The organism is Pseudonocardia sp. C8 (assembly GCF_014267175.1).
GTDB lineage: Bacteria > Actinomycetota > Actinomycetes > Mycobacteriales > Pseudonocardiaceae > Pseudonocardia.
This window is the reverse complement of sequence record NZ_JACMTR010000002.1, coordinates 4666208-4692228: the sequence shown is the minus strand read 5'-3', so window position 1 is coordinate 4692228 and position 26021 is coordinate 4666208. Positions and strand designations below refer to the sequence as shown.

The 26021-nt window shown below is 73.4% G+C and carries 27 protein-coding genes; 21 read left to right on the top strand and 6 right to left on the bottom strand.

What is annotated here, in order from left to right:
- Positions 1-307 precede the first annotated feature (307 nt).
- From H7X46_RS22230 to H7X46_RS22205, 6 genes are all read left to right on the top strand, one after another.
- Positions 308-1186, top strand: a complete 879-nt coding sequence (locus tag H7X46_RS22230) for a glycosyltransferase (RefSeq protein WP_370588905.1) — start codon at positions 308-310, stop codon at positions 1184-1186.
- Between the two features lie 42 nt (positions 1187-1228).
- Complete coding sequence (locus H7X46_RS22225; RefSeq protein WP_186361242.1) at positions 1229-2299, top strand: sugar phosphate nucleotidyltransferase; 1071 nt, start codon at positions 1229-1231, stop codon at positions 2297-2299.
- A gap of 4 nt (positions 2300-2303) precedes the next feature.
- Positions 2304-3233 carry a DNA-3-methyladenine glycosylase 2 family protein gene (locus H7X46_RS22220; RefSeq protein ID WP_186361241.1) on the top strand — a complete coding sequence of 310 codons (930 nt, stop codon included), beginning with the start codon at positions 2304-2306 and terminating at the stop codon, positions 3231-3233.
- 20 nt (positions 3234-3253) lie between these two features.
- Complete coding sequence (gene cofD / locus H7X46_RS22215) at positions 3254-4276, top strand: 2-phospho-L-lactate transferase (RefSeq protein ID WP_186361240.1); 1023 nt, start codon at positions 3254-3256, stop codon at positions 4274-4276.
- A complete protein-coding gene (locus H7X46_RS22210; RefSeq protein ID WP_186361239.1) occupies positions 4266-5612 on the top strand; it encodes a coenzyme F420-0:L-glutamate ligase in 1347 nt (448 codons plus the stop codon). The genes cofD and H7X46_RS22210 overlap by 11 nt, the downstream gene beginning before the upstream one ends.
- A gap of 64 nt (positions 5613-5676) precedes the next feature.
- Positions 5677-6231, top strand: a complete 555-nt coding sequence (locus H7X46_RS22205) for an NUDIX domain-containing protein (protein ID WP_186361238.1) — start codon at positions 5677-5679, stop codon at positions 6229-6231.
- Here the strand turns inward: H7X46_RS22205 and H7X46_RS22200 are convergent.
- Entirely contained in the window at positions 6200-6970 is a 771-nt protein-coding gene (locus tag H7X46_RS22200) for a site-2 protease family protein (RefSeq protein ID WP_186361237.1), read from the bottom strand. The two genes, H7X46_RS22205 and H7X46_RS22200, sit on opposite strands and share 32 nt — an antisense overlap.
- Before the next feature lie 236 nt (positions 6971-7206).
- Between H7X46_RS22200 and H7X46_RS22195 the strand changes: the two genes are divergently transcribed.
- The gene (locus H7X46_RS22195; RefSeq protein ID WP_186362830.1) at positions 7207-7470 is read left to right on the top strand and encodes a WhiB family transcriptional regulator; all 264 of its coding nucleotides are present in this window, start codon (positions 7207-7209) and stop codon (positions 7468-7470) included.
- 241 nt (positions 7471-7711) lie between these two features.
- On the opposite strand, the gene H7X46_RS22190 is transcribed toward H7X46_RS22195, so the two are convergent.
- A complete protein-coding gene (locus tag H7X46_RS22190) occupies positions 7712-8185 on the bottom strand; it encodes a metallopeptidase family protein (RefSeq protein WP_186361236.1) in 474 nt (157 codons plus the stop codon).
- A gap of 133 nt (positions 8186-8318) precedes the next feature.
- On the opposite strand from H7X46_RS22190, the gene H7X46_RS22185 reads away from it, so the two are divergent.
- From H7X46_RS22185 to H7X46_RS22140, 10 genes are all read left to right on the top strand, one after another.
- Positions 8319-8672 carry a DUF3499 domain-containing protein gene (locus H7X46_RS22185; protein WP_186362829.1) on the top strand — a complete coding sequence of 118 codons (354 nt, stop codon included), beginning with the start codon at positions 8319-8321 and terminating at the stop codon, positions 8670-8672.
- Between the two features lie 102 nt (positions 8673-8774).
- Positions 8775-10184 (top strand): phosphomannomutase/phosphoglucomutase, encoded by a 1410-nt coding sequence (locus tag H7X46_RS22180; RefSeq protein WP_186361235.1) that lies wholly within the window; start codon positions 8775-8777, stop codon positions 10182-10184.
- Positions 10185-10297: 113 nt separating this feature from the next.
- Positions 10298-10492 carry a Trm112 family protein gene (locus H7X46_RS22175; RefSeq protein ID WP_186361234.1) on the top strand — a complete coding sequence of 65 codons (195 nt, stop codon included), beginning with the start codon at positions 10298-10300 and terminating at the stop codon, positions 10490-10492.
- Positions 10489-11586: an SIS domain-containing protein gene (locus H7X46_RS22170; protein WP_370588904.1), complete on the top strand. Its 1098-nt coding sequence runs from the start codon at positions 10489-10491 to the stop codon at positions 11584-11586. Before H7X46_RS22175 ends, H7X46_RS22170 begins: the two co-directional genes overlap by 4 nt.
- A 29-nt stretch (positions 11587-11615) precedes the next feature.
- Positions 11616-12830 (top strand): mannose-6-phosphate isomerase, class I, encoded by a 1215-nt coding sequence (gene manA, locus H7X46_RS22165; RefSeq protein WP_186361233.1) that lies wholly within the window; start codon positions 11616-11618, stop codon positions 12828-12830.
- Positions 12831-13190: 360 nt separating this feature from the next.
- Entirely contained in the window at positions 13191-14684 is a 1494-nt protein-coding gene (locus H7X46_RS22160; RefSeq protein WP_186361232.1) for an amino acid permease, read from the top strand.
- Positions 14685-14799: 115 nt separating this feature from the next.
- On the top strand, positions 14800-16173 hold the full coding sequence (locus tag H7X46_RS22155; RefSeq protein WP_186361231.1) for a glutamate mutase L: 1374 nt from the start codon (positions 14800-14802) through the stop codon (positions 16171-16173).
- A gap of 297 nt (positions 16174-16470) precedes the next feature.
- A complete protein-coding gene (gene ahcY / locus H7X46_RS22150) occupies positions 16471-17973 on the top strand; it encodes an adenosylhomocysteinase (protein WP_186361230.1) in 1503 nt (500 codons plus the stop codon).
- 137 nt (positions 17974-18110) lie between these two features.
- Positions 18111-18590, top strand: a complete 480-nt coding sequence (locus H7X46_RS22145; protein ID WP_186361229.1) for an NUDIX hydrolase — start codon at positions 18111-18113, stop codon at positions 18588-18590.
- Between the two features lie 11 nt (positions 18591-18601).
- Positions 18602-19252, top strand: coding sequence for a dTMP kinase (locus H7X46_RS22140; RefSeq protein ID WP_186361228.1), 651 nt, complete (start codon positions 18602-18604; stop codon positions 19250-19252).
- Between the two features lie 46 nt (positions 19253-19298).
- Here H7X46_RS22140 and H7X46_RS22135 read toward each other — a convergent pair whose 3' ends face one another.
- From H7X46_RS22135 to H7X46_RS22125, 3 genes are all read right to left on the bottom strand, one after another.
- Positions 19299-20489 carry a hypothetical protein gene (locus H7X46_RS22135; RefSeq protein ID WP_186361227.1) on the bottom strand — a complete coding sequence of 397 codons (1191 nt, stop codon included), beginning with the start codon at positions 20487-20489 and terminating at the stop codon, positions 19299-19301.
- Between the two features lie 28 nt (positions 20490-20517).
- Positions 20518-21018 (bottom strand): flavin reductase family protein, encoded by a 501-nt coding sequence (locus H7X46_RS22130; RefSeq protein ID WP_186361226.1) that lies wholly within the window; start codon positions 21016-21018, stop codon positions 20518-20520.
- 71 nt (positions 21019-21089) lie between these two features.
- Positions 21090-21425 carry an NIPSNAP family protein gene (locus H7X46_RS22125; RefSeq protein WP_186361225.1) on the bottom strand — a complete coding sequence of 112 codons (336 nt, stop codon included), beginning with the start codon at positions 21423-21425 and terminating at the stop codon, positions 21090-21092.
- 115 nt (positions 21426-21540) lie between these two features.
- Here H7X46_RS22125 and H7X46_RS22120 point away from each other — a divergent pair, with 115 nt between their 5' ends.
- Positions 21541-22080 carry a hypothetical protein gene (locus H7X46_RS22120; RefSeq protein ID WP_222131386.1) on the top strand — a complete coding sequence of 180 codons (540 nt, stop codon included), beginning with the start codon at positions 21541-21543 and terminating at the stop codon, positions 22078-22080.
- On the top strand, positions 22073-23062 hold the full coding sequence (locus H7X46_RS22115) for an oxidoreductase (protein WP_186361224.1): 990 nt from the start codon (positions 22073-22075) through the stop codon (positions 23060-23062). Before H7X46_RS22120 ends, H7X46_RS22115 begins: the two co-directional genes overlap by 8 nt.
- A 174-nt stretch (positions 23063-23236) precedes the next feature.
- On the opposite strand, the gene H7X46_RS22110 is transcribed toward H7X46_RS22115, so the two are convergent.
- Positions 23237-23749 (bottom strand): VOC family protein, encoded by a 513-nt coding sequence (locus tag H7X46_RS22110; RefSeq protein ID WP_186361223.1) that lies wholly within the window; start codon positions 23747-23749, stop codon positions 23237-23239.
- A 304-nt stretch (positions 23750-24053) separates the two neighbouring features.
- Between H7X46_RS22110 and H7X46_RS22105 the strand changes: the two genes are divergently transcribed.
- On the top strand, positions 24054-25250 hold the full coding sequence (locus H7X46_RS22105; RefSeq protein ID WP_186361222.1) for an amidohydrolase family protein: 1197 nt from the start codon (positions 24054-24056) through the stop codon (positions 25248-25250).
- A 102-nt stretch (positions 25251-25352) separates the two neighbouring features.
- The gene (locus H7X46_RS22100; RefSeq protein ID WP_186361221.1) at positions 25353-25994 is read left to right on the top strand and encodes a TetR/AcrR family transcriptional regulator; all 642 of its coding nucleotides are present in this window, start codon (positions 25353-25355) and stop codon (positions 25992-25994) included.
- Positions 25995-26021 lie beyond the last annotated feature (27 nt).

Genomic DNA, 26021 nt, shown 5'->3' with positions numbered 1-26021 from the left:
GACGGGGGCCGCGCGTCGGAGTGACCGGGGCTGCCCGGTCGCGTCCAGGGTGCAGCATGCCGGCGACCGGCGCGGGCCCTCGGGGTGTGCGTGTCGGCGGCGTCGCCCGGTGGCCGTACCCCACGGTGACTTGAGGATGACGTGCCGGCCGACCGCGTCGTCGCTGCTCACCCGGCCTTCCGGCGCTGCGGGCGGTCCCGCGCCCCGCGGCCACGATCACGCGGTGTGATCTTCGCGGTCGCGATCGGGGCCGCCCCGGCGGTCCCCGCCGGAGCGGCGCGGATCCGGTCTCGCTAGCGTTCAGCCCGTGCGGGAACGCGTGCAGCCCTACGGCGACGAGCTCGCCGTCGTGACGGTGACCTACTCGCCGGGCCGCACCCTGGACACGTTCCTGGACTCGCTGGCCGGCGCGACCACCCGGACCGACGTGCCCGTCGTGCTGGCGGACAACGGCTCGGTCGACGGGGCGCCGGAGCGGGCCGCCGCACAGCGCCCGGAGGTCACCTTCCTGCCGATCGGCGAGAACGTCGGCTACGGCGCCGCCGCGAACCGCGGGGTCGCCGCCCTGGACGCGGCCTACGGCTGGGTCGTCGTCGCGAACCCGGACCTGGAATGGGGCCGCGGCGCGCTGGACACCCTGCTCGACGCGGGTCGCCGGCACCCGCGGGCCGGGGCGCTCGGGCCGCTGATCCGGGAGCCGTCCGGTGCGGTCTACCCGTCGGCCCGGGAGCTGCCGTCGCTGGTCGCGGGCGCCGGGCACGCCGCGCTGGGCCCGGTCTGGCCGGACAACCCGTGGACGGCCGCCTACCGCCGCAGCCGCGAGGACCTCACCGAGCGGGCGGCCGGGTGGCTGTCCGGGTCGTGCCTGCTGCTGCGCCGGGCCGCGTTCGACTCGGTCGACGGGTTCGACCCGCGCTACTTCATGTACTTCGAGGACGTCGACCTGGGGGACCGCCTCGCCCGCGCGGGCTGGCGGAACGTCTACGTACCCTCGGCCGAGGTGGTGCACGTGGGCGGGGCGTCCACGGGGAAGCCGGAGGTGTCGGCGCGGATGCGCGCCGAGCACCACCGCAGCGCCTACCGCTACCTGGCGGACCGGAATCCCGGGCCGCTCCGCGCGCCGCTGCGGGCCGCGCTGCGGGCCGGTCTGGCCGTCCGCTCCGGGCTGGCGGCCCGGGCGGGCTGACCGGACGCGAGACGACGAGTGAACACCTGAGGGGGAACCGCGTTGCAGGACGTCGAGGCGGTCGTGCTGGTCGGGGGCAAGGGCACCCGGCTGCGGCCACTGACCCTGTCGGCGCCCAAGCCGATGCTGCCGACCGCGGGGGTGCCGTTCCTGGCGCACCTGCTGTCCCGGATCCGGGAGGCCGGGATCCGGCGGGCCGTGCTGGGCACCAGCTACCTGGCCTCGACCTTCGAGGAGCACTTCGGGGACGGGTCGGCGCTGGGCCTGGACCTGACCTACGTGACCGAGACCGAGCCGCTGGGCACCGGCGGCGGCATCCGCAACGTGGCGCAGAAGCTCTCCGCCGACCACGTGATGATCTTCAACGGTGACGTGCTCGCCGGCACCGACCTGAAGGCCGTCGCCGACACCCACCGCGGCTCGGGTGCGGACGTCACGCTGCACCTGGTGCGGGTGCAGAACCCGCGGGCGTTCGGCTGCGTGCCCACCGACGCGTCCGGACGGGTGCTCGAGTTCCTGGAGAAGACCGAGGACCCGCCCACCGACCAGATCAACGCCGGCTGCTACGTCTTCCGGCGCGAGGTCATCGACACCATCCCGCAGGGCCGCCCGGTGTCGGTGGAACGCGAGACGTTCCCCGGCCTGCTGGCCTCCGGCGCGCACGTCCAGGGGCACGTCGACGTCGCGTACTGGCGGGACATGGGAACCCCGGGCGACCTGGTGCACGGCTCGGCCGACCTCGTGCGGGGGGTCGCACCGTCGGCGGCCCTGCCCGGCCCGACCGGCGAGGCGATGATCCTCGACGGCGCCGAGGTGGCCGCGGACGCGTTCGTGTTCGGCGGGACCACCGTCGGACACGGCGCCCGGATCGGCTCCGGAGCGAAGGTCGAGGGCTCCATGCTGTTCGACGGTGCCGTCGTCGGCGCCGGCGCGGTCGTGGTGAGCTCGGTGATCGGCGCGGGCGCGGTCGTCGAGGAGGGCGCGAGCGTGCGGGACACCGTCGTCGGCGACCGGGCGGTGATCGGCGCGCACTGCGAGCTGCGGCACGACATGCGGGTCTGGCCGGACGTCACGCTGCCGCCGCACGGGGTCCGGTTCTCGCCGGACGTGTGAGCCGGTGCTCGACCGGGAGTGGCGGCCGCCGTACCCGCTCGACCTGTACGGCGTCCTGTCCCCGCTGCGCCGCGGCCGCGGCGACCCGACCTGGCGGACCGTCGGGGAGGGCGGCGTGATCTGGCGGGTGTCGACGACGCCCGAGGGCCCCGCGACCGTCGCGATCCGCCGCCGCTCCGGTGGGGGGACGCACGGGACGGTCCGCGCCACCGGCTGGGGCCCCGGCGCGGCCCGGGAGATCGACCGGCTGCCGTCCCTGCTCGGCGCCGACGACGACCCGGCCGGGTTCGTGGCGCACCACCCGGTCGTCGCCGACGCGGTGCACCGCCGCCCCGGCCTGCGGCTCGGCGCCAGCGGCCGGGTGTGGGACACGCTGCTGCCGGCCGTCCTGGAGCAGAAGGTCACCGGGACCGAGGCCCGGCGCTCGTTCCGCGAGCTCGCGTGGCGGTTCGGTGATCCCGCGCCCGGCCCGGCCGGGATCGTCCCGGACGGCATGCGGGTCCCGCCCACCCCCGAGCAGGTCCGGGCGATCCCGGACTGGGAGTGGCACCGGGCCGGCGTCGACCACGCGCGGCGGTCCGCGATCCTCAACGCCGCCGTCGTCGCGCACCGCCTGGAACGCGCGGCCGAGCTGGGCGGCGAGGCCGGACGGGAGCTCCTGCGGCGGGTCCCCGGGATCGGGGTGTGGACGGCGGCCGAGGTCGCCCAGCGGGTGTGGGGCGACCCGGACGCGGTCAGCTTCGGCGACTTCCACATCCCGAACACCGTGGGCTGGGCGCTGCTGGGCCACGACCTCGACGACGCCGGCCTGCTGGAGGTGCTGCGCCCGTACGCCCCGCAGCGGCAGCGGGCCGTGCGCTACATCGAGGCCTCCGGGTTCCGGCGGCCCCGGTTCGGCCCCCGGTTCTCCCCGCGCGACCACCGCGCCATCTGAGCGTCGTAGGGTCGTCGGCTGTGAAGGTCACCGTTCTGGTCGGCGGGGTCGGCGGGGCCCGCTTCCTGCAAGGCGTCAAGGCCGCCCTCGGCCTGCCCGCGGTCGGACCCGGGTGGGAGGGGGATGTCGACGACCACCCGCACCAGGTGGACGCCGTGGTCAACGTCGGCGACGACATCTGGCTGCACGGCCTGCGGGTGTGCCCGGACCTCGACACCTGCATGTACACCCTCGGCGGCGGGATCGACACCGCGAAGGGGTGGGGCCGGTCCGGCGAGACCTGGTCGATCCGGGAGGAGCTGGAGGCCTACGAGGCCGAGCCCACCTGGTTCGGCCTCGGCGACCGCGACGTCGCCACCCACCTGGTCCGCACCCGCATGCTGCGGGCCGGGTACCCGCTGTCCCAGGTCACCGAGGCGCTCTGCCACCGCTGGCGGCCCGGGGTCCGGCTGCTGCCCGCCACCGACGACCGGGTCGAGACCCACGTGGTGATCGACAACCCGGACGCGCCGGCCGACGACGAGGCCGCGCCGCAGGTCGCCGTCCACTTCCAGGAGTGGTGGATCCGGCACCGCGCCGAGCCCAAGGCCTACCGGTTCGCCTCGGTGGGCGCCGACCAGGCCGGGATCCTCCCGGACGCGCGGGCCTCGATCGCCGGCGCCGACGTCGTGCTGGTCGCCCCGTCCAACCCGGTCGTGTCCATCGGCACGATCGTGTCGGTCCCCGGTGTGGCGCAGGCACTCGCCGCGACCCCCGCGCCGGTCGTCGGGCTGTCCCCGATCGTCGGCGGGGCTCCGGTCCGCGGGATGGCCGACCGGTGCCTGACCGCGATCGGCGTCGAGACCAGCGCGGAGGGGGTGGGCCGGCACTACGGCGGCCGCGGCGAGGGCGGGCTGCTCGACGGCTACCTCGTGCACACCGGCGACACCGCGACCGTGCCCGGCGCGACCGTCCGCGAGGTGCCGCTGCTGATGACCGGCACCGAGGCCACCGCCGCCATGGCCCGGGCCGCGTTCGACCTGGCGGGCGTGCGTGTCGACTGAGTTCCCCGACCACGCGGCGTCCGGCCTGGAGATCGTCGCGGTCCCCGGGCTGCCCGAGTTCCGTCCCGGCGACGACCTCACCGCCGCGCTGGCCGAGCACCTGCCCTGGCTCGCCGACGGCGACGTCCTCGTCGTGACCAGCAAGGTGTTCTCCAAGGTCGAGGGACGCCTGGTCCCGGCCCCGGCCGACGAGCAGGAACGCGACGCGCTGCGCCGCAGCCTGGTCGACGGCGAGACCGAGCGGATCCTGGCCCGGCGCGGGAAGACCGTGATCGTCGCGGGGAAGCTCGGCGTCGTGCAGGCGGCCGCCGGGGTGGACGGGTCGAACGTGCGCCGCGACGAGCTCGCCCTGCTGCCCGCCGACCCGGACGCCTCCGCCGCCGCCCTCCGGGACGGGCTGCGCGACCGGCTCGGCGTGACGGTCGGCGTCGTCGTCACCGACACCCTGGGCCGGACCTGGCGGGTCGGGCAGACCGACGTCGCCATCGGCTCGGCCGGGGTGCCGGTGCTGCACCGCTACGGCGGCGCGGTCGACGCCCAGGGCAACGACCTGCTCGTCACCGAGATCGCGGTCGCCGACGAGCTCGCCGCGGCCGCGGACCTGGTGAAGGGCAAGCTCGGCGGGGTGCCGGTGGCCGTCGTGCGCGGCATGCGCCTCGACGACGACGGCAGCACCGCCCGCGACCTCGTCCGGCCGCTCGAGGACGACCTGTTCTGGCTCGGCACGGACGAGGCGATCGCGCGAGGCCGCCGGGAGGCGGTGCTGCTGCGGCGCAGCACCCGCTCGTTCGCCGCCGACCCGGTCGACCCGGAGGCCCTGCGCCGCGCCGTGGGCACCGCGCTCACCGCGCCCGCCCCGCACCACAGCACCCCGTTCCGGTTCGTGTGGCTGCGCGACCCGGAGCGCCGGGCCGCCGTGCTGGACGCGCTGCGGGCACGCTGGCGGGCCGACCTCGCCGCCGACGGCCGCCCGGCCGACGAGATCGAACGCCGCCTGGCGCGCGGGGACCTGCTGCGCCGGGCCCCGGAGCTGGTGCTGGCGTTCCGGTCCCGCGAGGGCATGCACGCCTACGGCGACGCCCGGGACGCGGCCGAGCGGGACATGTTCACCGTCGCCGGAGGGGCCGCGGTCCAGGCGCTGCTGGTGGCGTTGGCCGCGGAGGGGCTCGCGTCCTGCTGGGTCGGGTCGACGATCTTCGCGCCGGACGTGGCGCGGGCCGCACTGGACCTGCCCGCGGACTGGGAGGCCCTCGGCGCGGTGGCGGTCGGGGTGCCCGCGGAACCGCTGGAGCCCCGCGCGCCCCGCGACCCGCACGACGGCCTGATCGAGCTCTGACGGGGGCCGTGCGGAGCCGCGGGCCGGGGTGGTGCGCAGAGGTGAGCAGAGCAGAGGAGGCACGGTGGTAGCTGCGGCGACGGCGGCGCGGGAGCTCGGCGCGTGGGACCCGGAGGGCGAGGACCAGCGTGCGCTCAAGCACGCCCTGCTGGCCTTCCTCGACACCCGCCCGGACGACGCGTGCGACCGGTCCTGCGTGCCCGGTCACCTGACCGCGTCCGCGCTGGTCCTCGACGCCGACGGCACGCACACGCTGCTCACCCTGCACCCCCGGGTGGGCCGCTGGGTGCAGCTCGGCGGCCACTGCGAGCCCCGCGACGAGAGCCTGCGCGCGGCGGCGCTGCGGGAGGCGACCGAGGAGTCCGGCATCGCCGGGCTGGAGATCGGCGAGCACCCGCTGCACGTCGACGTCCACCCGGTCACCTGCTCGCTCGGCGTCCCGACCCGGCACCTCGACGTCCGCTACCTGGTCCGCGCCCCGACCGGCGCGCAGCCGCGGATCAGCGACGAGTCGCTCGACCTGCGGTGGTGGCCGGTCGACGGGCTGCCCGGCGACGGCGACACCCTCGCCGCGATGGTGGCCGCGGCTAGAGGTTCTGCCAGAAGAACAGTGCTCTGAACCCCTGCCCGGCCAGCCGGGCGTCCCCGCCGGCGAGCGTGTAGAGGATCTGCGTCCCGGCGAAGAACAGCGTGCTGACCCCCGGCACGAACAGCAGCAGCGCCAGCAGCGCCAGCGGGGCCCACGGCCGGACCCGCTCACCGAACCGTTGCGCCGGCACCGGCAGGTACGGCTCCAGCGCGCCCCAGCCGTCCAGCCCGGGCACCGGGAGCATGTTCAGCACGAAGGCGACGATCTGGAACAGGGCCAGCGCCGACAGCCCGGCCGCGACCGGTGTCGGCATGGCGGGGAACACGCCCACGACGACGATCAGCACGATCCCGAGCACGAGGTTGGCCACCGGCCCGGCCATCGAGACCGCGCTCCGCCGGGCCCGGGACCGCAGCGCCCACTGGTTGATCCACACGGCCCCGCCGGGAAGCGGCAGCCCACCGACCAGCAGAATGATCAGCGGGAGCACGAGGGACAGCCCGGGATCGGTGTAGCGGCGGACGTCGAGGGTCAGGTAGCCCTTCGCGGCCACCGACGTGTCGCCGCCGCGGTAGGCCGTGATCGCGTGGCCGAACTCGTGCAGGCAGAGCGACACGGCCCAGCCGGCCAGCACGATCACGAAGACCCCGGCGACGGCCATCGCCTCGGAGCGGGCGGGTACCGCGGCCGCGGCGAGCACGCCCCCGAGCACGGTGACGCCGACGAGGAGCAGGAACCACGGGCTGACGCGGCGGGTGAGGGCTGGCACGTACCCATCCTCCCCGACGGCCTAAACACAGCGACGTGGGCCTTCACTCGTTCGGCAGAGCCGGCTTGCACCGAGCGAACGTCAGCGCTGTACTTACAGCGGTGTCATTCGCCGGTGCATTGCGGGGAGGTGGGCGAGTGGACGACGTCGAGGGATTCATGCGGATGCTGCGGCCGGCGGTGGCCGAGGGGGCACTGCAGCCGGTCACCGAGGATCACGACCGGGTGGCGCAGGTACTGGATCTGAAGAATCTGCTGCTGGACGAGGCATCCGGGGACGAGGTGCCGGACTGGCAGGAGCGCGCGCTGTGTGCGCAGACCGACCCGGAGGCGTTCTTCCCGGAGAAGGGCGGCTCCACGCGGGAGGCCAAGCGCATCTGCGCCGGGTGCGAGGTGCGGGCCGAGTGCCTGGACTACGCGCTGGCCCAGGACGAGCGGTTCGGGATCTGGGGCGGGCTGTCCGAGCGGGAGCGGCGCCGGCTGCGCCGCGCCGCGGTGTAGTGCCCCGTCACGCAACGTTCGGCACGGAACTCGGCGGCCCAGGCGCCCGCCGGCGGCGTTGCCGACCGGGCCGAGTACGCCCGGTACTGGGCCCGGCCGGCGCCTTGCCGGCGAACCCCTGGATCCACCGATTTCCGCACCGACGTTGCGTGACGGGGCACTAGCCCGGACGGGGGACGAGCCACGGACGCCCGGGGTGCCGACAGGCGCCCCGGGCGTCGTCGTGTGCGGGCCCGGCCCGTCAGCCGCCGTCGACGGCGTCGGGCTCGATGTTGAGGTACTCGGCGACCTGCTCGACGAGGACCTCGTGCACGAGGTCGGCGAGGTCCTCGCCGTTGCGGGCGCGCGCCTCGAGCGGGCGCCGGTAGAGCACGATCCGGGCCCGGGTCGGCAGCCCGGCGGAGTCGACCCCGGCCGGCACCAGGTGCGCCAGCGGCACGCCGACGTCGGCCAGCACCCCGGCACCCCACACGACCTCGTCCGGCGACGTCCGGTCGACGGCCGGCACGTCGTCGACGGCCAGGTCCACATCGGCCAGCTCCGGCCCCCAGCGGGCCTCGATCGGTTCGAGGGCCTCGAGGACCTTCGCGTCGAAGCGTTCGGCCCGGGTCCGGAACGCGGGTGTGGTCACCGGGTACATCAACCCGCGCAGGCCCCGGCCGCGGCGGTCCCGGCGGCGGGGGGTACGGCGCAGCAGGCGGTTCGCGGTGGACACCCGGGCATTCTAGGCCGGATGCCCCGGTGAGCCGAGCCGCGACGGGCCCCGGCCGGACGACGGCTCCACCACGGGTGCGCGTCGCAGTACGGAGGACGGACGGGTACGGGCTATCGTCCCCGGTGTGTTGAGTGTGCGGAGATGTTCACGGACGGGCTGCACCGAGCTCGCCGTCGCCACGCTCACCTACGTCTACGCCGACTCCACCGCGGTCGTCGGCCCGCTGGCCACGCAGCCCGAACCGCACTCCTACGACCTGTGCACCGCGCACGCGCACAACCTCACCGCGCCCCGCGGCTGGGAGGTCGTCCGGTTCGAGGGCGAGTTCGCCCCGCCCCAGCACAGCGGCGAGGACCTGACCGCGCTCGCCGACGCCGTCCGCGAGGCGGGCCGGGTGGACCGGCCGGTCGAGGTGGTGGCCCGGCCCGGCGGCACCGGACGGCGCGGGCACCTGCGGGTCCTGCCGGCCCCCGGTGACGACGACTGACCGGCCTGGCACGGCTGAACGCTCCGTGACGGGTCGTGCCGGACCGTCACGGCCCCGGGACCTGCGCGGACGGGTGAACCCGCTGCGCTAGGGTCAGACGCCGTGCCCGACCTCTCGGCGATCGTGAAGGCCTACGACATCCGCGGTGTCGTCGGCGACCAGCTGGACGAACCGACGGCGCGCGCGCTCGGCGCGGCGACCGCACGGCTGGTCGCGGCCGACCGCCCGGCCCCGGCGGCGGTGATCGTCGGACGCGACATGCGCGACAGCTCACCCGCCCTGGCAGCTGCCTTCGCCGACGGCGTCACCGGGCAGGGGCTCGACGTCGTCGACATCGGCCTGGCCAGCACCGACATGCTCTACTTCGGCTCCGGGTCGCAGGACCTGCCGGGCGCGATGTTCACCGCCAGCCACAACCCGGCCCGCTACAACGGCATCAAGCTCTGCCGGGCCGGTGCCGTCCCGATCGGCCAGGACAGCGGGCTCGCCACCATCCGCGACGAGGCCGCCCGGTTCCTCGCCGAGGGCGTCCCGGCCGGCGCCGCGACCGGGACGGTCCGCACCGAGGACCTGCTCACCGCCTACGCGCGGCACCTGCGCTCGCTGGTCGACCTGTCGTCGCTGGACGGCGGCCCGGAGCTGACCGTCGTCGTCGACGCCGGCAACGGCATGGGCGGGCACACCGTCCCGACCGTGTTCGACGGCCTGAACGTGCGCCTCGTGCCGCTCTACTTCGAGCTCGACGGCACCTTCCCGAACCACGAGGCGAACCCGCTCGACCCGGCGAACCTGGTGGACCTGCAGAAGGCCGTCGTCATGGAGGGCGCCGACCTGGGCCTGGCCTTCGACGGCGACGCCGACCGGTGCTTCGCCGTGGACGAGCGCGGCGAGGCGGTCAGCCCCAGCGCGATCACCGGCCTGGTCGCCGCGCGCGAGCTGGACCGCGCCAGCGCGGCCGGCGAGACCGACGTCGCCGTGATCCACAACCTGATCACCTCCCGGGCGGTCCCCGAGCTGGTCGCCGAGCACGGCGGCCGGCCGGTCCGCACCCGGGTCGGGCACTCGTTCATCAAGCAGACGATGGCCGAGACCGGCGCGGTGTTCGGCGGCGAGCACTCGGCGCACTACTACTTCCGGGACTTCTGGAAGGCCGACTCCGGGATGCTCGCCGCGCTGCACCTGCTGGCGGCGCTGGGCGAGCACCGGGCGGCCGGTCGCGGCCCCCTGTCGGGGCTGATGGCGGGCTACGACCGTTACGCCGCCTCCGGTGAGATCAACTCCACGGTCACCGACCAGGCCGCGACGGTCGCCGAGATCGAGGAGGTCTTCGGCTCCCGGGACGGGGTCGAGCTGGACCGGCTCGACGGCCTCACCGTCACGCTGGCGGACGGTTCGTGGTTCAACCTGCGGGCGTCGAACACCGAGCCGCTGCTGCGGCTCAACGTGGAGGCGGCCGACGACGCGGCGGTCCGCGCGCTGGTCGACGAGGTGCTCGCGGTCGTCCGATCCTGACCGTGGGTACCCCCGGTGACCGGGGCGGGTATCGCCGGCACCCGGTCGGATGCCGCGCGGTGACGGGGCGTGGTGGCAGCATCGACGTCCGAGACCAGACGACGAGGAGAACCGTGTCCGTACAGCTCGACCCGCAGCTGCTGGAGATCCTGGCCTGCCCGTGCGACGCGCACGCGCCCCTGACGCCCGGGGACGGCACGCTCACCTGCACCGACTGCGGACGCTCCTACCCGGTCACCGGCGGGATCCCGGTCCTGTTGCTGGACGAGGCCCTCCCGGGTACCGGGCCGGCGAGGGACGACGGGTGAACGGCGTGCTCGACGACACCCTGCTGGCCGATCCGGGCCAGCTGGCCGCCCGGGACACCACCGGTGTCCTGCGGGCCGCCGCGACCGCGGGCGCCCAGGTCCGGTCCGCCGTGCAAGCCTGCGCGGAGGCGGGGCTGGAGCGCCTGCGCGGGCACCGGCCGCGGGCACTGGTGTTCCTGCGCCGGCCGGGGGTGTCGGGCGCCGTCGCCGACCTGGTGACCGCGCTGCTGGGCGACCGCTGCCCGGTCCCGGTCGTGCACGCCGACCGGGTGCCCGGCTGGATCGGTCCGCTGGACGTCGTCGTCGCGCACACCGGCGATCCGGTGGACCCGGAGCTGGCCGACTCGGTGGCGGTCGCGGTCCGCCGCGGCGCCGAGGTGATCCTGTCCACCCCGGACACCGGCCCGGTCGCCCAGGCCGGAGCCGGCCGCGCCCGGCTGGTGGAGCCGCGGATCCCGCTCCCCGGCGGTCTCGGCTTCGCCCAGGCACTCGCCGTCGCGCTCGTCACCGTCGCCGAGCTCGAGCTGATCTCACCGGCCCCCGACCTCGACGCGCTGGCCGAGGCCCTCGACGCCGAGGCCGAGCGCAGCCAGCCCGGCCACGAGCCGTTCGTGAACCCCGCCAAGTCGCTCGCGCTGCGGCTGGCCGAGCGGACCCCGCTGCTGTGGGGGGTCGACGCGGCGGCCGCCGCCGTCGCCCGGCACGGTGCGGCCGCGCTGGCCACGCACGCGGGCGTCGTCGCGCACGCCGAGATCCTCGGCCAGGCCGGCACGCTCGCCGGGCTGCGCGTGGCCGTCGACGTGGCGGACCGCGAGCGGGACGTCTTCCACGACCCGTTCGACGACCCGGCCCCGGGTGACGCGGCCCCACCGCCCCGGCTGGTGCTGCTCGGCACCGGCGAGGAGGACCCGCAGCTGGTCAGCCGGCGCGTCCTCGGCCGTGAATGGCCGACCGCCGACGTGGCCCACCCCGTGGAGGAGGTGCCCCGCGGCACCCCGGACGCCGTGCTGCGCCGCGCCGGCGTGCTCGCGGTACGGGCCGACATCGCCGCCGTCTACCTGGGCCTGGCCACCCGCGCCACGCTCGCCACCTGACACCTGAGTGCACTGACCCCGGGAGACCCGTGGAACTGCTGGAGAACCCGATCCGGACCTACGCCTGGGGGTCGCGGACCGTGATCGCCGACCTCCTCGGCGAACCGGTGCCGTCCCCGCACCCGCAGGCCGAGCTGTGGCTGGGCGCGCACCCGGCGGCACCGTCGACCGTCCAGGGCCGCGGCGCGCCGCGCCCGCTGTGCGAGCTCATCGCCGACGACCCGGCGGCCGCGCTGGGGCCCGGGCGGGACCGCTGGGAGGGCAGGCTCCCGTTCCTGCTCAAGGTCCTCGCCGCCGAGGAGCCGCTGTCGCTGCAGGCACACCCGAGCCTGGAGCAAGCCCGTGAGGGCTGGGCCCGGGAGAACGCCGCCGGGATCGCCGTCGACGCACCGGACCGCAACTACCGCGACGCCAACCACAAGCCGGAGCTGCTCTGCGCGCTCACCGACTTCGTCGCGCTCGTCGGGTTCCGCGAGCCCAACCGCACCGTCGCGCTGCTCCGCGCGCTGGACGTGCCGCAGCTGGCGCCGCACGTCGACCTGCTCGCCGGCCAGCCCGGCCCGGACGGCCTGCGCGCGCTGTTCACCACCTGGATCACGCTGCCCCAGTCGATGCTCGACAGCCTCGTCCCGGCCCTGCAGGAGGGAGCGGTCCGCCTGCTGGCGGGCGACCCCGGTGCGTGGGAGGGCGAGGCGAAGATGGTCCTCGACCTCTCCGAGCGCTACCCGAACGACGCCGGCGTGCTCGCCGCGCTGCTGCTCAACCGGATCACCCTGAAGCCCGGGGAGGGGCTGTACCTGCCGGCCGGGAACCTGCACGCGTACCTGACCGGGGCCGGCATCGAGCTGATGGCGAACTCGGACAACGTGCTGCGTGGCGGCCTGACCCCCAAGCACGTCGACGTCCCGGAGCTGCTGCGGGTGCTCGACTTCGCCGCGCCGCCGCCCCCGGTCCGGCGGCCGTCCCCCGACCCGGGCACCGACGGCTGGCAGCGCTACGAGGTGCCCGTCGAGGAGTTCCTGCTGCGCCGGGCCGACACCACCGGCCGGGACAAGCTCGACGTGCCCGGCACCGGTGCCCGGATCATGCTGTGCACGGCGGGCGAGGCCGCGGTGGAGGTGCACGGCAGCACGGTGGAGCTGCCGCGCGGCGCGGCGGTGTTCCTGGCCGCCACCGACACCGGCGCGGTGCTGACCACCGGCGACGCGGGCGCCACGGTGTTCCTGGCCGGCGACGCGCTCTGAGGCCGGTCCGGACCGCGCCGGGTGCCGGATCGACTGCCCGGTTCGAGGGGCGCGTTTCTCTCCTTGGCGGGGCGCGAGAGTGTTGATCGACGGGGCGATGCCCGTCGAGTAGCCCTTTCCTGCCCGCGCCAGGGCGGTGTCGTGCTGATCGACCGCGCGGCGCCCGTCGAGTAGCGCGTTCCCGCCCCCTCACGGGCGCAGCCGTACAGATCGACCACGGCCGGGAACACGTCCGCTGCCGGGCTCCGGCAACCCGCCGTCGTCGAGCACGGCCCGCCCGGATGCGCAACCTTATCGTGACCCTAAATCTTCCCCCGTGTGCGTGACGAAGCCCGCACCGCGGCCGTAGCTTCACCGCCCATGACGGTCACGAACCGTGGTGGCGGCATGTTCCGCACCAAGACGGTGGAGCAAGCAATCCTGGACACCGAAGAACCGGAGTTCCAGCTCAAGAAGGCCCTCGGACCGGTACAGCTCACGGTCATGGGCATCGGCGTGCTGATCGGCACCGGTGTCTTCGTCCTCGCGGGTGAGGCGGCGGCCCTGTACTCGGGCCCGGCTGTCTCACTGTCCTTCCTGGTCAGCGGCATCGTGTGTGCCCTCGCGGCGCTCTGCTACGCGGAGTTCGCCTCGACGGTGCCGGTCGCGGGCAGCGCGTACACGTTCTCCTACGCCTCGATGGGCGAGTTCATCGCCTGGATGATCGGCTGGGACCTGATCCTGGAGTTCACGCTCGGCGCGGCCACGGTCGCCAAGGGCTGGAGCGGGTACTTCGACAGCGTCCTGGGCGGACTGGGGCTCGAGGTGCCCGAGGCCATCTCGGGCGGCCCCGGCAGCGGCGGGGTGATCGACCTGCCCGCGGTGTTCGTCGCGCTGGCGATGATGGTCGTGCTGATCATCGGGATCAAGCTGTCGGCGTGGGTGAACGCCACGATCACCACGCTCAAGCTGCTGATCGTCGCCGGCATCATCCTCATCGGCGCCTTCTACGTGTCCGGCGCGAACTGGACGCCGTTCATCCCGCCGTCGCAGCCGGCCGACTACTCCGAGGCCGTCGGCGGGCAGCCGCTGCTGCTGCAGATCTTCGGCATCGACACCGGCTTCGGCCTGACCGGCGTGTTCACCGGTGCGGCGATCGTGTTCTTCGCCTACCTGGGCTTCGACATCGTCGCGACGCTGTCCGAGGAGGTGAAGAACCCGCAGCGGACGATGCCGATCGGGATCATCGCCTCGCTGGCGATCGCGACCGTGCTCTACATCATCGTGTCGCTGATCTACACCGGGATCCTGCCGTACGACCAGCTCGGCGTGGAGGCGCCCGCGGCGGCCGCGATGGCGGCGACCGGCGTACCGGCGGCGGAGTTCATCATCTCGCTCGGCATCCTGATCGGGCTCACCGTCGTGATCATGACGCTGATGCTCGGCCAGACCCGGGTGGCGTTCGCGATGAGCCGCGACCACCTGCTGCCGCCGGCGCTGGGCAAGGTGCACCCGACGTTCCGCACCCCGTACCGGCTGACGATCATCACCGGTGTGGTGGCCGCGGCCCTCAGCGGCTTCCTGGAGCTGACCGAGCTCGCCAACCTCGTCAACATCGGCACCCTGGCCGCGTTCGTGCTGGTGTCGATCGGCGTCATCGTGCTCCGGCGGACCCGGCCCGACCTGCACCGCACGTTCCGGGTGCCGCTGATGCCGGTCCTGCCGATCCTCTCGGCGATCCTGTGCTTCGCGGTGGCGCTGTTCCTGCCGGGCTCCACCTGGCTGCGGTTCATCCTCTGGATGATCATCGGCACGGCCGTCTACTTCCTCTACGGCCGCCGGCACAGCCGGGTGCTGACCGGCGACAAGGCCTGACCGACCCACGACCCACGACGACGGCGGCGGCGTCCCGGACTCCGGGGCGCCGCCGTCGTCGTCCGCGGCGCGAGCCCGTCCCGATCGGGTCCACGGCGCACTAGGCTCGCCGTCCATGACCGATCCGCGTTCCGCGGGCCCGGGAACCCCGGACTCCGCCGCGGTCTGCCTGGACGTCGGCTCGTCCTGGACGAAGGCGGTGCTGATCCGCCCGGACGGCACCCCGGAGGGTTTCGCCGAGCACCCCACGACCGCGGACGTGCTGGAGGGCATCGACGCCGCGGTCGCCGCGGCCGTCGCCTCGGTCGGCCGGCGGGCCGGCGGCCTCGCCCCGGACGTGCTGGCCTGCTCCTCGGCGGGCGGGCCGCTGCGGCTGGCCGTCGTCGGGGCGGAGCGGCTCACCTCGACCGAGGCGGGACACCGGGTGTGCCACTCGGCCGGGGCCCGGGTGGTCGGCGTGCACGCCGGGCCGCTGGAGAGCGACGGTGCCCGCGAGCTGGCCGGGCAGCGGCCCGGCGCGGTCCTGCTGCTCGGCGGCTCCGCCGGTGACGATCCGGGCGTCCTGCTGCACAACGCGCGCCGGCTGGCCCGGATCCGGGGCCGCTGGCCGGTCCTGCTGGCGGTGGCCGACGACCTGCGTGACGACGCGCTCGGCCTGCTCCGGGCAGGCGGGCGCGCGGTGACGACGTGCCCCGACCTCGTGCCGCGGCCCGGCGAGATCGTGCCCGGCCCGGTGCGCGACGCCGTCGCCGATCTCTACGCCCGCCAGGTGCTCGGCATGCGGCCAGGGCCGGGCCGGTTCGCGGCGCTCGCCCCGACCCGGACGCCGGCCGCGGTGGCCGCCGGGGCCGAGGCGCTGGCCCGGCTCACCGGCTCCCGGGTGGTCGTGGTCGACGTCGGGTCGGCGACGACGGACGTGCACCTGGCCACACCGTCGGGCGGGCCGGCCGTCATGACGGTCGAGGGTGACCTCGGGGTCCGGGACGGTGCGGGCGGCGTCCTCGTCGAGGGCCAGACCGAGGGGATCATGGATCCGGTCGAGGCCGACCTGCTCGGCCCGGCGGTCGCCGCGCTGGAGGGGTCCGGGCCGGCGGTGCCGGCCGACCGGGGTGCCGCGGCGGAGGACCGCAGGCTGGCCGCGGTCGCCGCCGTCGTCGCGCTGCGCAGGCACCTGCGGTACACGGGCCGGCTCGACGCGGGCGTCCCGGTCGGCGCGGTCGCCACCGAACCCGGTGCCGCCCCGCCGCCGGACGCGCACGGTGAGATCGGTCTCGTCGTCCTGACCGGTGGGGTGTTCCGCCAGCGGGACCCGGCCGGGCTCGCCGCGGTCGCCGGGACGGTGCGTCACGACCCGGTGCTGCTGCCCGCGCTCGCGCAGGTGGAGGTCCGGGTGGACAGCGAGTCGGTGCTGGCCCCGGCGGGCCTGCTCGCCGCGCACGGTCGGCACGGGGCGGCCCGGTCGCTGCTCGCCGAGCGCCTGCCGGGATGATCACGCCCGGTTGACACCCCCGCGGTGCCTGGGAACGATGGAGCCCGCGAGAGAGCCGGGCACCGAGAGGCGCTGCAGCGGTCGTGCACCCCGTGGGGTGGCGGCCGCCACGCTCGGGGTCCGGCCCGGCACGGACGAGAAAGGGCGCCTGTCTCCGACGAGGAGGGAGGTCGCCGTGATTCGTGCACGCGCCGCCTCCCCGTCGCCGGGGCTCCCTTCCCGTTCGAGGTTCCCGGCCGGTCGTCCCGGCCGTACGGACGAGATCGACCCGATCGCCCGAGGAGGCGCACGCACCCCATGACCGCATCCGAGACCACCGGCCACCCGAAGCTGCAGAACGTGAACGGCCTGGACTTCGCGATCGCCGACATCAACGAGGCGGAGTACGGCCGCAAGGACATCCGGCTGGCCGAGAACGAGATGCCGGGCCTGATCGACCTGCGCCGGGAGTACGCCGAGGCGAAGCCGCTCGCCGGTGCCCGGATCGCCGGCTCGCTGCACATGACCACGCAGACCGCGGTGCTCATCGAGACCCTGGTCAGCCTGGGCGCGCAGGTGCGCTGGGTGTCCTGCAACATCTTCTCCACGCAGGACTACGCGGCCGCCGCGACCGTCGTCGGCCCGCACGGCACCCCGGAGAACCCGCAGGGTGTCCCGGTGTTCGCCTGGAAGGGCGAGACGCTCGAGGACTACTGGTGGTGCACCGAGCAGCTGTTCAAGTTCCGCGACGAGCAGGGCAACATCGTCGGCCCGAACATGATCCTTGACGACGGCGGTGACGCGACCCTGCTCGTCCACAAGGGCGTCGAGTTCGAGAAGGCCGGCGCGGTCCCGACCGTCGCCGACGACGACCTGACGGTCCCCGACGAGTACCGGGTCATCCTGGAGACCCTGCGCCGCTCGCTGGCCGAGGACCCGAAGCGCTGGACCACCATCGCCTCGGACATCCGCGGGGTCACCGAGGAGACCACCACCGGCGTCAACCGGCTCTACCAGCTGGCCGAGCAGGGCCAGCTGCTGTTCCCGGCGATCAACGTCAACGACTCGGTCACCAAGTCGAAGTTCGACAACAAGTACGGCATCCGGCACTCGCTGATCGACGGCCTGAACCGGGCCACCGACGTGCTGCTCGGCGGCAAGGTCGCGGTCGTCTGCGGCTACGGCGACGTGGGCAAGGGCTCGGCCGAGGCGCTCGCGGGCCAGGGCTGCCGCGTGATCGTCTCCGAGATCGACCCGATCTGCGCCCTGCAGGCCCTGCTCGAGGGCTTCCAGGTGGCGAAGGTGGAGGACGTGATCCACACCGCCGACGTGGTCGTCACCACGACCGGCAACAAGGACATCATCACCACCGAGCTCATGCAGAAGATGAAGCACCAGGCGATCCTCTGCAACGTCGGTCACTTCGACAACGAGATCGACATGGCCGGCCTGGCCCGGATCCCGGGCATCAACAAGGTCAACATCAAGCCGCAGGTCGACGAGTGGGTCTTCCCGGACGGGCACACGATCCTGGTGCTCTCCGAGGGCCGCCTGATGAACCTGGGCAACGCGACCGGCCACCCGTCGTTCGTGATGTCGAACTCCTTCGCGAACCAGACGATCGCCCAGATCGAGCTGTTCACCAAGCACGAGGAGTACGACAACGAGGTGTACCGGCTGCCCAAGCACCTGGACGAGAAGGTCGCCCGGGTGCACGTGCTGGCGCTCGGCGGGGAGCTGACCACCCTCACCAAGGACCAGGCCGAGTACATCGGCGTGGACGTCGAGGGGCCGTACAAGCCGGAGCACTACCGGTACTGAGCGCGGAGCGTGCGGAGCGCGCATCGGTACTGAGCGCGGAGCGTGCGGAGCGCGCATCGGTACTGAGGTTTCGAGAGCGCGACGGCGCGGCGGCCCGGGTGGCCGCCGCGCCGTCGGCGTGTGCAGGGTGGGAGGCGATGATCGCGACCGGGTCCGGCGACGGCTGGGTGCACTGCGCGCAGGGGCACAAGCACTGGGGCGTGTTCGGCGCGGCCGGGCTGCTGGTCCGGTTCCGCGCCGACGGCGACCCGCCCGGGGTGGACCGCATCCTGCTGCAGCACCGCGCGGCCTGGAGCCACCACGGCGGGACGTGGGGCATCCCCGGCGGCGCCCGCGACCGGGGCGAGTCCGCCCCGGCGACCGCGCTGCGCGAGGCCGGCGAGGAGAGCACGCTCGACGTCGGAGCCGTGGAGATCATGGACTCCTACGTGGACGACCACGGCGGCTGGACCTACACGACGGTCGTGGTGCGGGCGGTGGAGGCGCCGCCGGTACGGGTCCGCGGCACCGAGAGCATCGAGCTGCGCTGGGTGCGCACCGACCACCTCGGCGGGCTGGAGCTGCATCCGGGGTTCGCGACGACCTGGCCGCGCGTCCGGCGGATCGGCACCCTCTAGGCTGCGGGGCCGTGGGGCGGCTGGTGGTCATCGAGGGGCTGGACGGCGCCGGGAAGCGCACGTTCGCCGGGCGGTTGACCGGTGCCCTGCGGGCGGCCGGGGCCTCGGTGACGGCGGCGGCCTTCCCCCGCTACGACGACGACGTGCACGCCGAGCTCGCCCGGGACGCCCTGTACGGGCGGATGGGCGACCTGGCGTCGTCGGTGCACGCCATGGCCGTGCTGTTCGCGCTGGACCGCCGGGGCGCCGCGGCCGGGCTGCGGGCGGCACTGGCCGCGCACGACGTCCTGCTCGTGGACCGCTACGTCGCCTCGAACGCCGCGTACAGCGCCGCCCGGCTCGGCCAGGACGCCGGCGGCGAGGTCGTCGCGTGGATCCACGCCCTGGAGGTCGAGCGGTTCGGCATCCCGGTGCCGGACCACCAGCTCCTCCTCGCCCCGCCCCGCGAGCTCGCCGCCGAGCGGGCCCGGTCCCGGGAGGCGACCGAGCCCGGCCGCGAGCGCGACGCCTACGAGAGCGACGACGGCCTGCAGGCCCGCACCGACGCCGTCTACCGGCAGCTCGCCGACGCCGGCTGGCTGAGCCCGTGGACGGTGCTCGACGGCGCCGGCCCGGACCCGGTGCCGGTCCTGGTGGACCGGCTTCTCGTCGGCTCGAGGTGAACCGCTCCGGCGGACGACACGGACAGGATGGCGCGCGGATCCGGGCTCAGACGCCCACCCGATCGTGGCGACCACGTGCCGTCGCCGCGGGTGCCGTCGCCGATGCGCCGGGGTCCGCGCGTCGCACGTCTCGGGAGCAGCAGGCGCGCGGCAGGTACTCGATCAGGAACGCCGAGCCCGTGTTGCCCCGGCCCTCCGACGCCTGGATGGCCAGCCGGCCTCCCGTGGCCGCCAGGGCCGACAGCGTCGTGGCCAGGGACCGCAGGCCGGCGGCGGGGCCCGGCCGGCCGAGGCCGATCGAGCCACCACGAGGGTTGAACCGGTTCATGTCGGCGTTGAACTCGCGCGACCACGCCAGCGGGATCGACGAGTACACCTCGCTGATCTCGTAGTGGTCGAGGTCGTCGGGGTCGAGCCCGGTGTGGTCGAAGACGAGGCGTGACGCGTCGACGGGACCGCAACCGTCCGGCCCCGGTCCGTGCGACTCGGCCAGCGCGACGATGCGAGCGCGTGGCCGGATGCCCAGCTCCAGCGCCCGCTCGCTGCCCATCAGGATCGTCACGGCCGCACCGACGGCGGGATGGCTGATGTTGCCGGCGTGCAGGTGGCGGCCGGGCTGTGGGAACCCCGGTGCGACGGCGTCGCCGATCGTCTCGTCCGCCGTGACGACCTTGCAGGAGCGCGTCGTCCAGGCGACCGCGGGGATGATCTCCGGGCCGAACTCGCCCATGTCCGCGACCTCGCGGGCCCGTTGCCTGGACTGCCGGGCATAGGTGTCGAGCTCTTCCCGGTCGAGCCCCCACCGGGACGCCAGCAGTTCGGCCTCACGGAGACCGCGCGAGGTGAGCAGTGGTGGTTGAGGCCAGGGAGCGGCCGTCGCGAGCACCAGGACGACGTCGCGACGGCCGATGGCCCGTGCAGCGGTCCGGACGATGGATCCCGGTGCTGCGCACGCGGCGTCACCGCGGGGCGGCGCCGACACCCCGATGATCGAGCAGGCCTGCCGGGCGAGGTTGTCGAAGCCGGGGCCGCCGGCCATCAGGACCTTGGTGACGGCCGCCGGCTCGATCGGGACCCGCTCGAGGAGCGCCGACGCCGACTGGGCGAGCAGGACGCCGGGGCTCATCCCGGCGATGGTGCCCCCGGCCCGGCAGGTCCCCAGCGGCGACCTGACCGCGTCGGCGATCACCACGTCGTCGTTCCGGGCCGTCGCGTCCGTGATCGTCGCCGTGCTCATCGCCATCCCTCGCAGATCGGTCCGCGCATCACGACGCCACCCCGTGCCGTTGGTGGGTTCCGAACGTGCGGGCGTGGTACGTCAGCGGCTCGAGGTCCGAGGCCGCCGCCGAGACGACGTCGCCCAGCAGGATGCGGTGGTCGCCGCCCTCGACGATGTCGGCGACCGAGCACGCCAGCCACGAGGCGATCCCGTCCAGCCGCGCCGCGCCGTGCGCTCGCGTCCACGACACGCCGGTGAACCGCCCCGGGCCCTTGGTCGCGAATCGCAGCGCGACGTCGGACTGGCCGGCCGCCAGGACGTTGATGCCGAACGTACCGGTGGCCTCCACCATTCCGAGCAGGGTCGACGCCGAGTCGAGCGAGACCAGCACCATCGGAGGTGACATCGACAGGGACGTGAACGCGCTGACGGTGGAACCGTGGGGTCGGCCGAAGAGCTCGACCGTCGTCACGACCGAGACGGGCGTGCACACGCCGGCCATCACGGTCCGGAACGCCTCCTGGAGGGGCGAAAGATCACCGGTCATGACACCCCGAGCCTCCTCGATCGGTGTAGTCGCAAGTCCATGTGCCCTATCCCACCCACGGTGGATCGGCCTCAGCGCAGGCCGGAGAACTCGGCCGGGTCGAGGAAGGCCGACGTCGCCCTCGCCGTGACCTGCTCGCCGTTGGTCCGCACGGCGACCCACTCGGGGTCGTCCCAGAACGACGCCCAGGATTCCTGAGCTGCCTCGCGGCTCGCATGCGCCACGAGGTAGACGAGCGTCTCGGTGCGCTTGCCGTCCTCGTCCAGTTCCACCCAGAAGCCGATGTTGGCCATCCCGTGCTTCTCGAAGAGGGGGGCCGCGTGGTTGCGGAACCGGTCCAGGAGGGCGTCGATCTTGCCGGGGACGGCGTCGTACCTGCGGAGTTCGAAAACGCGGTCGGTGTCCATTAGATCAATCTATCCAAGACGATGGTCGCGGGCAAGAGTCGTTGACGACGGGTCGTCTCCGCCCTAGCCTCGGCTGAGTAGATCGCTCTATCTAGCGATGAGGCTGGAGGAAGTCGTGAACCAACTGACGAAGCAGGAGATGGAAGAGATCCTGCTCGAGCACGAGATCGCGGAGCTCGAACAGGACGTCGAGCGCACGATGGCGACCCTGACGCCAGATCCCCACTACGAGCTGGCGACCCTGGGCTGGGCGATCGACGGCACCGAGCCGGTCCGCGAGACCTACCGGCGGATCATGCCGTACGTGACGGTGCGCGACGTGGCCGCCGAGAAGCGCGTCCACGCGGTGGCCGCCAACACCCTGGTCCGCGAGGCGTACGTCTCCTTCACCACCTCCGCGGGGGAGCGGGTGACGGGCCTCTACATGGTGGTGATGTCGTTCGACCCCGACCTGCGGCTGATCTCCGGCGAGCGGATGTACATGGACCCGGTCTTCGCGGGGATGATGGCCGAGCAGCTCGGAGACGACTTCCGCACCCTGCCGGGTGTCACCCCGATCGGCGACTCGGCCCCGATCATCGCCAAGCACGACGCGTTCGCGGTCGCCGAGTCCCGCGGCAAGACCATCAACTCTCCGGTGGCCACTCATGACTGAGACGTTCGACGCCTTCGTCCTCCGCAACGACGACGCCGGGTTCCGTGCCGGGGTCGAGCAGCTCGGGTTCGACGACCTGCCGGCAGGCGACGTGACCGTGCGGGTGCGCTACTCGAGCGTCAACTACAAGGACGGCCTGGCCTGCCTGCCGGAGAGCCCGGTGGTGACCGCCTACCCGATGGTGCCGGGGATCGACATCGCCGGCACCGTGGCCGAGTCGAGCGACCCCCGCTTCGAGGTGGGCAAGGAGGTCGTGGCGATCGGTCGCGGACTCGGCACGGCGCACTTCGGTGGGTACGCCGAGTACGCCCGTCTCCCGGGCGACTGGCTGGAGCCGCTGCCGCCGAACCTCTCCCTGAGGGAGGCGATGGCGCTGGGTACCGCGGGCTTCACCGCGGCGCTCGCCATCCAGCGGTTGGAGGAGAACGGCCTCGAACCGGGCGACGGCCCGGTTCTCGTGACCGGTGCCACCGGTGGCGTGGGCAGTACGGCGGTGAACATGCTCAGCGGCCTCGGCTACGAGGTGGCTGCCAGCACGGGCAAGGTCGACGAGCACGAGTTCCTGCGGGAGCTGGGCGCGGCGCAGATCCTGGGGCGCGAGGACGTCTCCGCCCCGGGCGGTCCGATCGACGCCGAGCTCTGGGCCGGCGCCATCGACCCGGTCGGCGGCGGGACGCTCGGGTATCTCCTGAGCACCACGCGCTACGGCGGTTCGGTGGCGAACTGCGGCCTCACCGGTGGTTCCGAGCTGAGCACCACGGTGCTGCCGTTCATCTTGCGAGGAGTCAACCTGCTCGGCATCGACTCGGTCATGTGCCCGGCCGACGTGCGTGCCGCCCTGTGGCTGCGGCTCGGCTCGGACCTCAAGCCGAAGTACCTGACCGAGGGCATCACCCACGAGGTCGGTCTCGACGGCATCCCGGCGGTGGCCGGCCAGATCCTGGCGGGCGCGATCAAGGGGCGCACCATCGTGCACCTGTGACCGGCCGTCGCGGGGTTCCTCCGCGGTCGGTCCCTCGCCGCCGGCCCCCGTGTACGGGGGCCGGCGGCGACGGGACGGAACGCTCGACCACGGCTCGACGAACTCGCATCGACTCGGCTCATCGTCATGGCCCGGGCCATGACGGCCCGGGCCATGAGAGGGGAGGCGAACCCGTCATCCGGTCGCGGCCGACGCCATCTCCTGCTGAGCCTTGACGATCGAATCCATGAGTGACGGCTTGTCGAGGGCGAAGTCCAGCTTCTCCATCCCTCCGTAGGGGTTGTCGAAGCTCGCGACCTCTTCCGGCGAGTTGTCCGCGTACACCTCGAGCTCGTTGCCGTCGGGATCGAGGAAGTAGACGCTCTTCGCGACGCCGTGGTTCACGGTGTACGCGATCTCGACGTTCTCGTCGAGGAGGGTCTGGTACGCCTCCCGGAGGTCGTTCTCGTCACGGAGTCGGAAGGCGAAGTGCTCCACGCCGACCCGGTAGAACGAGTTGCCGGGAGCCTGGTCGCCGATCTCGGCGATCCCCAGTTCGTGGTGGTCGCGCCCGGTGGACAGGAAAGCCACGTTCGGCTCGATCCTGCCCATCACCTTCAGCCCGAGGACGCGGGTGTAGAAGTCGAGCGAGTTCTCGAGGTTGCGCACCTTGATCACCACGTGCGCGATCCTGTCGACCTTGATCATTGGTCCTGGCCTTTCCGGGTTCGTGGTTCGTGGGATCCCGTCGTGCCGAGGGCGTCTCGGCCGGGATGTCACCGCCGGCGTATGCGGCGCGTGGACGAGGGCACTTCTGCTGTCGAGAAGCGGAGACGCTCCTGCTCCTAGATAGATCAATCTAGTTAAGCGTAGCCGGAGGGGTCCCACCGCGTCAATCGGTGGAGGGGCGACGCCAGCTGCGCGTGCGCGGAACGTCCGGGAGCCGCTTGACGTGATCGGGCGCACATGCCAGCCTAGAGCTGGCTAGATCAATCTATCTAGAGAGGACACGATGGAACTCCTCGCCAACGACATCGACAGTCACGAGATGATTCCGGGTCACCTCCTCGGAGACGTCCTCGGGAAGCCCGGCCGGATCATGGGCCGGCTGTTCGAGGTGATGGACGAGCTGCGTCCTGATCCGACACCGACCAACATGCACCAGCCCGACATCGTCGGCGACGTGAGCCCGATCGAGCCGTGCGACATCTGGAAGATCAAGGGCCCGCCGGCTCCGAGCGCGATCGACATGCACCGCCGGCTCGAGGTGCTCGACACGATGGGCATCGACCGTCAGCTCGTCTTCCCGACGACCGCGATCGCCGCGATGATGGTGGGCGGCATGAACGACACGGCCTTCGACATGCGATTCGGCGGCGACGTCTCGATGCTCGAAGGCATGTCGAGGCCGGAGTTCACGGCCAGCTTCCTGCGGGCCTACAACGAGTGGGTCACGAGCGAGCCCGTGCTGGCGGACGGCCGGATCCGGATGGTCGGGATCGTGCCCACCAGCGAGAACCTGAGCGAGATGATCGCGACCGGGCGCAAGCTGATCGATTCAGGGGTCCGGGCCGTCTACGTCCAGGCCGACAACCCCCCGGGCGGCCTCTCGCCGGCCCACTCCGAGCTCGACCCGTTCTGGCGCATGTTCGAGGAGGCCGACGTCCCGGTCACGCTGCACATCGGCACCGAGTTCGCCTTCCTGGACCCGCGATGGTCGATGGCCGAGACGTTCATGGACCTGTTCCAGTCCCCGGAGATCCCGAACACGACGATCCACATGTTCGCCACGGTGCACATGGCGGTGGACAACTACCTGTCCACCATGGTTCTGGGCGGCGTGTTCGAGAGGTTCCCCCGGCTGCGGGTGGGCCTGCTGGAGGTCGGTGCACACTGGGTCGGCAACGCCGCTCGGCGTATGGACATGTACGTCGGTGTGTTCCCCGGCTCGGCCGCGGCGAGGTTCCCGCTCAAGCCGTCCGAGTACATCGCGCGGAACGTGCGGGTCTCACCGTTCAACTTCGAGCCGATCGACCGCTACTTCAAGGATGATCCGGATCTCGCCGACGTCTTCTGCTTCTCGAGCGACTACCCGCACGTCGAGGGGACCAAGGATGCGCTGGACAACATGGCGGCCAAGGTGGAGCCGCTCGGGGAGGAACTGGCCACCAAGTTCTTCACGAAGAACGCCGAGTGGCTGCTGCCGTAACGATCGCACCGTCGCTGCCGCTCACCACCGGCTTCCACCGCGCCCGGGGGTGGGGATGCCTGCGGCAACGGGATAGAACGATCTACGGGTAGTATGCGGATCATGGTTTCGAGCGCGGCGACGGCCGAGGGCCAGCGTGCAACCCGGACGAGGCTCGTGGAGGCGGCGGCGGCACTGTTCAGCCGCAACGGTTACGCCGCGACGGGGGTCAAGGCGGTTCTCGCCGACGCCGCGGCGCCGTACGGATCGCTCTACCACTGGTTCCCCGGCGGCAAGCAGGAGCTCGGCGTCGCCGCCCTCGAGCACGGTGGGGAGCGCTACCGTCAGCTGATCGAGTCGGTGTACCCGGATGCGAAGGACGTCGCCGAGGCCACCGCCGACTCGTTCGTCCTGGCGGCGGAGCTCCTCGAGCAGAGCGATTTCGACTACTCGTGCCCGATCGCGACGATCGCCCTCGAGGTGGCCAGCACCGACGAACCGATGCGCGTCGCGGCTGCCTCCGCATTCGAGTCCTGGCTCGCGGTTCTCGAGCAGCGCTTCGCCGAGGCCGGAATGACGGCCGGGACGGCCCGCGACACCGCGGTGCAGATCTTCGCCCTGCTCGAGGGCTCCCTCCTGCTCGCGCGCACCACCCGTAGCACGAAACCGGTGGCCACCGCAGGGCGGTTGGCGGCGGACACCGTTGCCGCTGCGCTCGCTGCCGAGACCGCCGGCGACGATCGCGAGGGCTCCCGCAAGGGATGACCACCGACTGCGGCGTACCCGTCGCGG

Excerpts from the sequence above, each read along its gene's own strand:
- H7X46_RS22110 (WP_186361223.1), bottom strand. The coding sequence starts at position 23,749 with ATGATCAAGGTCGACAGGATCGCGCACGTGGTGATCAAGGTGCGCAAC.
- H7X46_RS22155 (WP_186361231.1), top strand. The coding sequence starts at position 14,800 with ATGACCGATCCGCGTTCCGCGGGCCCGGGAACCCCGGACTCCGCCGCG.
- H7X46_RS22115 (WP_186361224.1), top strand. The coding sequence starts at position 22,073 with ATGACTGAGACGTTCGACGCCTTCGTCCTCCGCAACGACGACGCCGGG.
- H7X46_RS22130 (WP_186361226.1), bottom strand. The coding sequence starts at position 21,018 with ATGACCGGTGATCTTTCGCCCCTCCAGGAGGCGTTCCGGACCGTGATG.
- H7X46_RS22160 (WP_186361232.1), top strand. The coding sequence starts at position 13,191 with ATGACGGTCACGAACCGTGGTGGCGGCATGTTCCGCACCAAGACGGTG.
- H7X46_RS22125 (WP_186361225.1), bottom strand. The coding sequence starts at position 21,425 with ATGGACACCGACCGCGTTTTCGAACTCCGCAGGTACGACGCCGTCCCC.
- H7X46_RS22105 (WP_186361222.1), top strand. The coding sequence starts at position 24,054 with ATGGAACTCCTCGCCAACGACATCGACAGTCACGAGATGATTCCGGGT.
- H7X46_RS22135 (WP_186361227.1), bottom strand. The coding sequence starts at position 20,489 with ATGAGCACGGCGACGATCACGGACGCGACGGCCCGGAACGACGACGTG.
- ahcY (WP_186361230.1), top strand. The coding sequence starts at position 16,471 with ATGACCGCATCCGAGACCACCGGCCACCCGAAGCTGCAGAACGTGAAC.
- H7X46_RS22100 (WP_186361221.1), top strand. The coding sequence starts at position 25,353 with ATGGTTTCGAGCGCGGCGACGGCCGAGGGCCAGCGTGCAACCCGGACG.
- H7X46_RS22145 (WP_186361229.1), top strand. The coding sequence starts at position 18,111 with ATGATCGCGACCGGGTCCGGCGACGGCTGGGTGCACTGCGCGCAGGGG.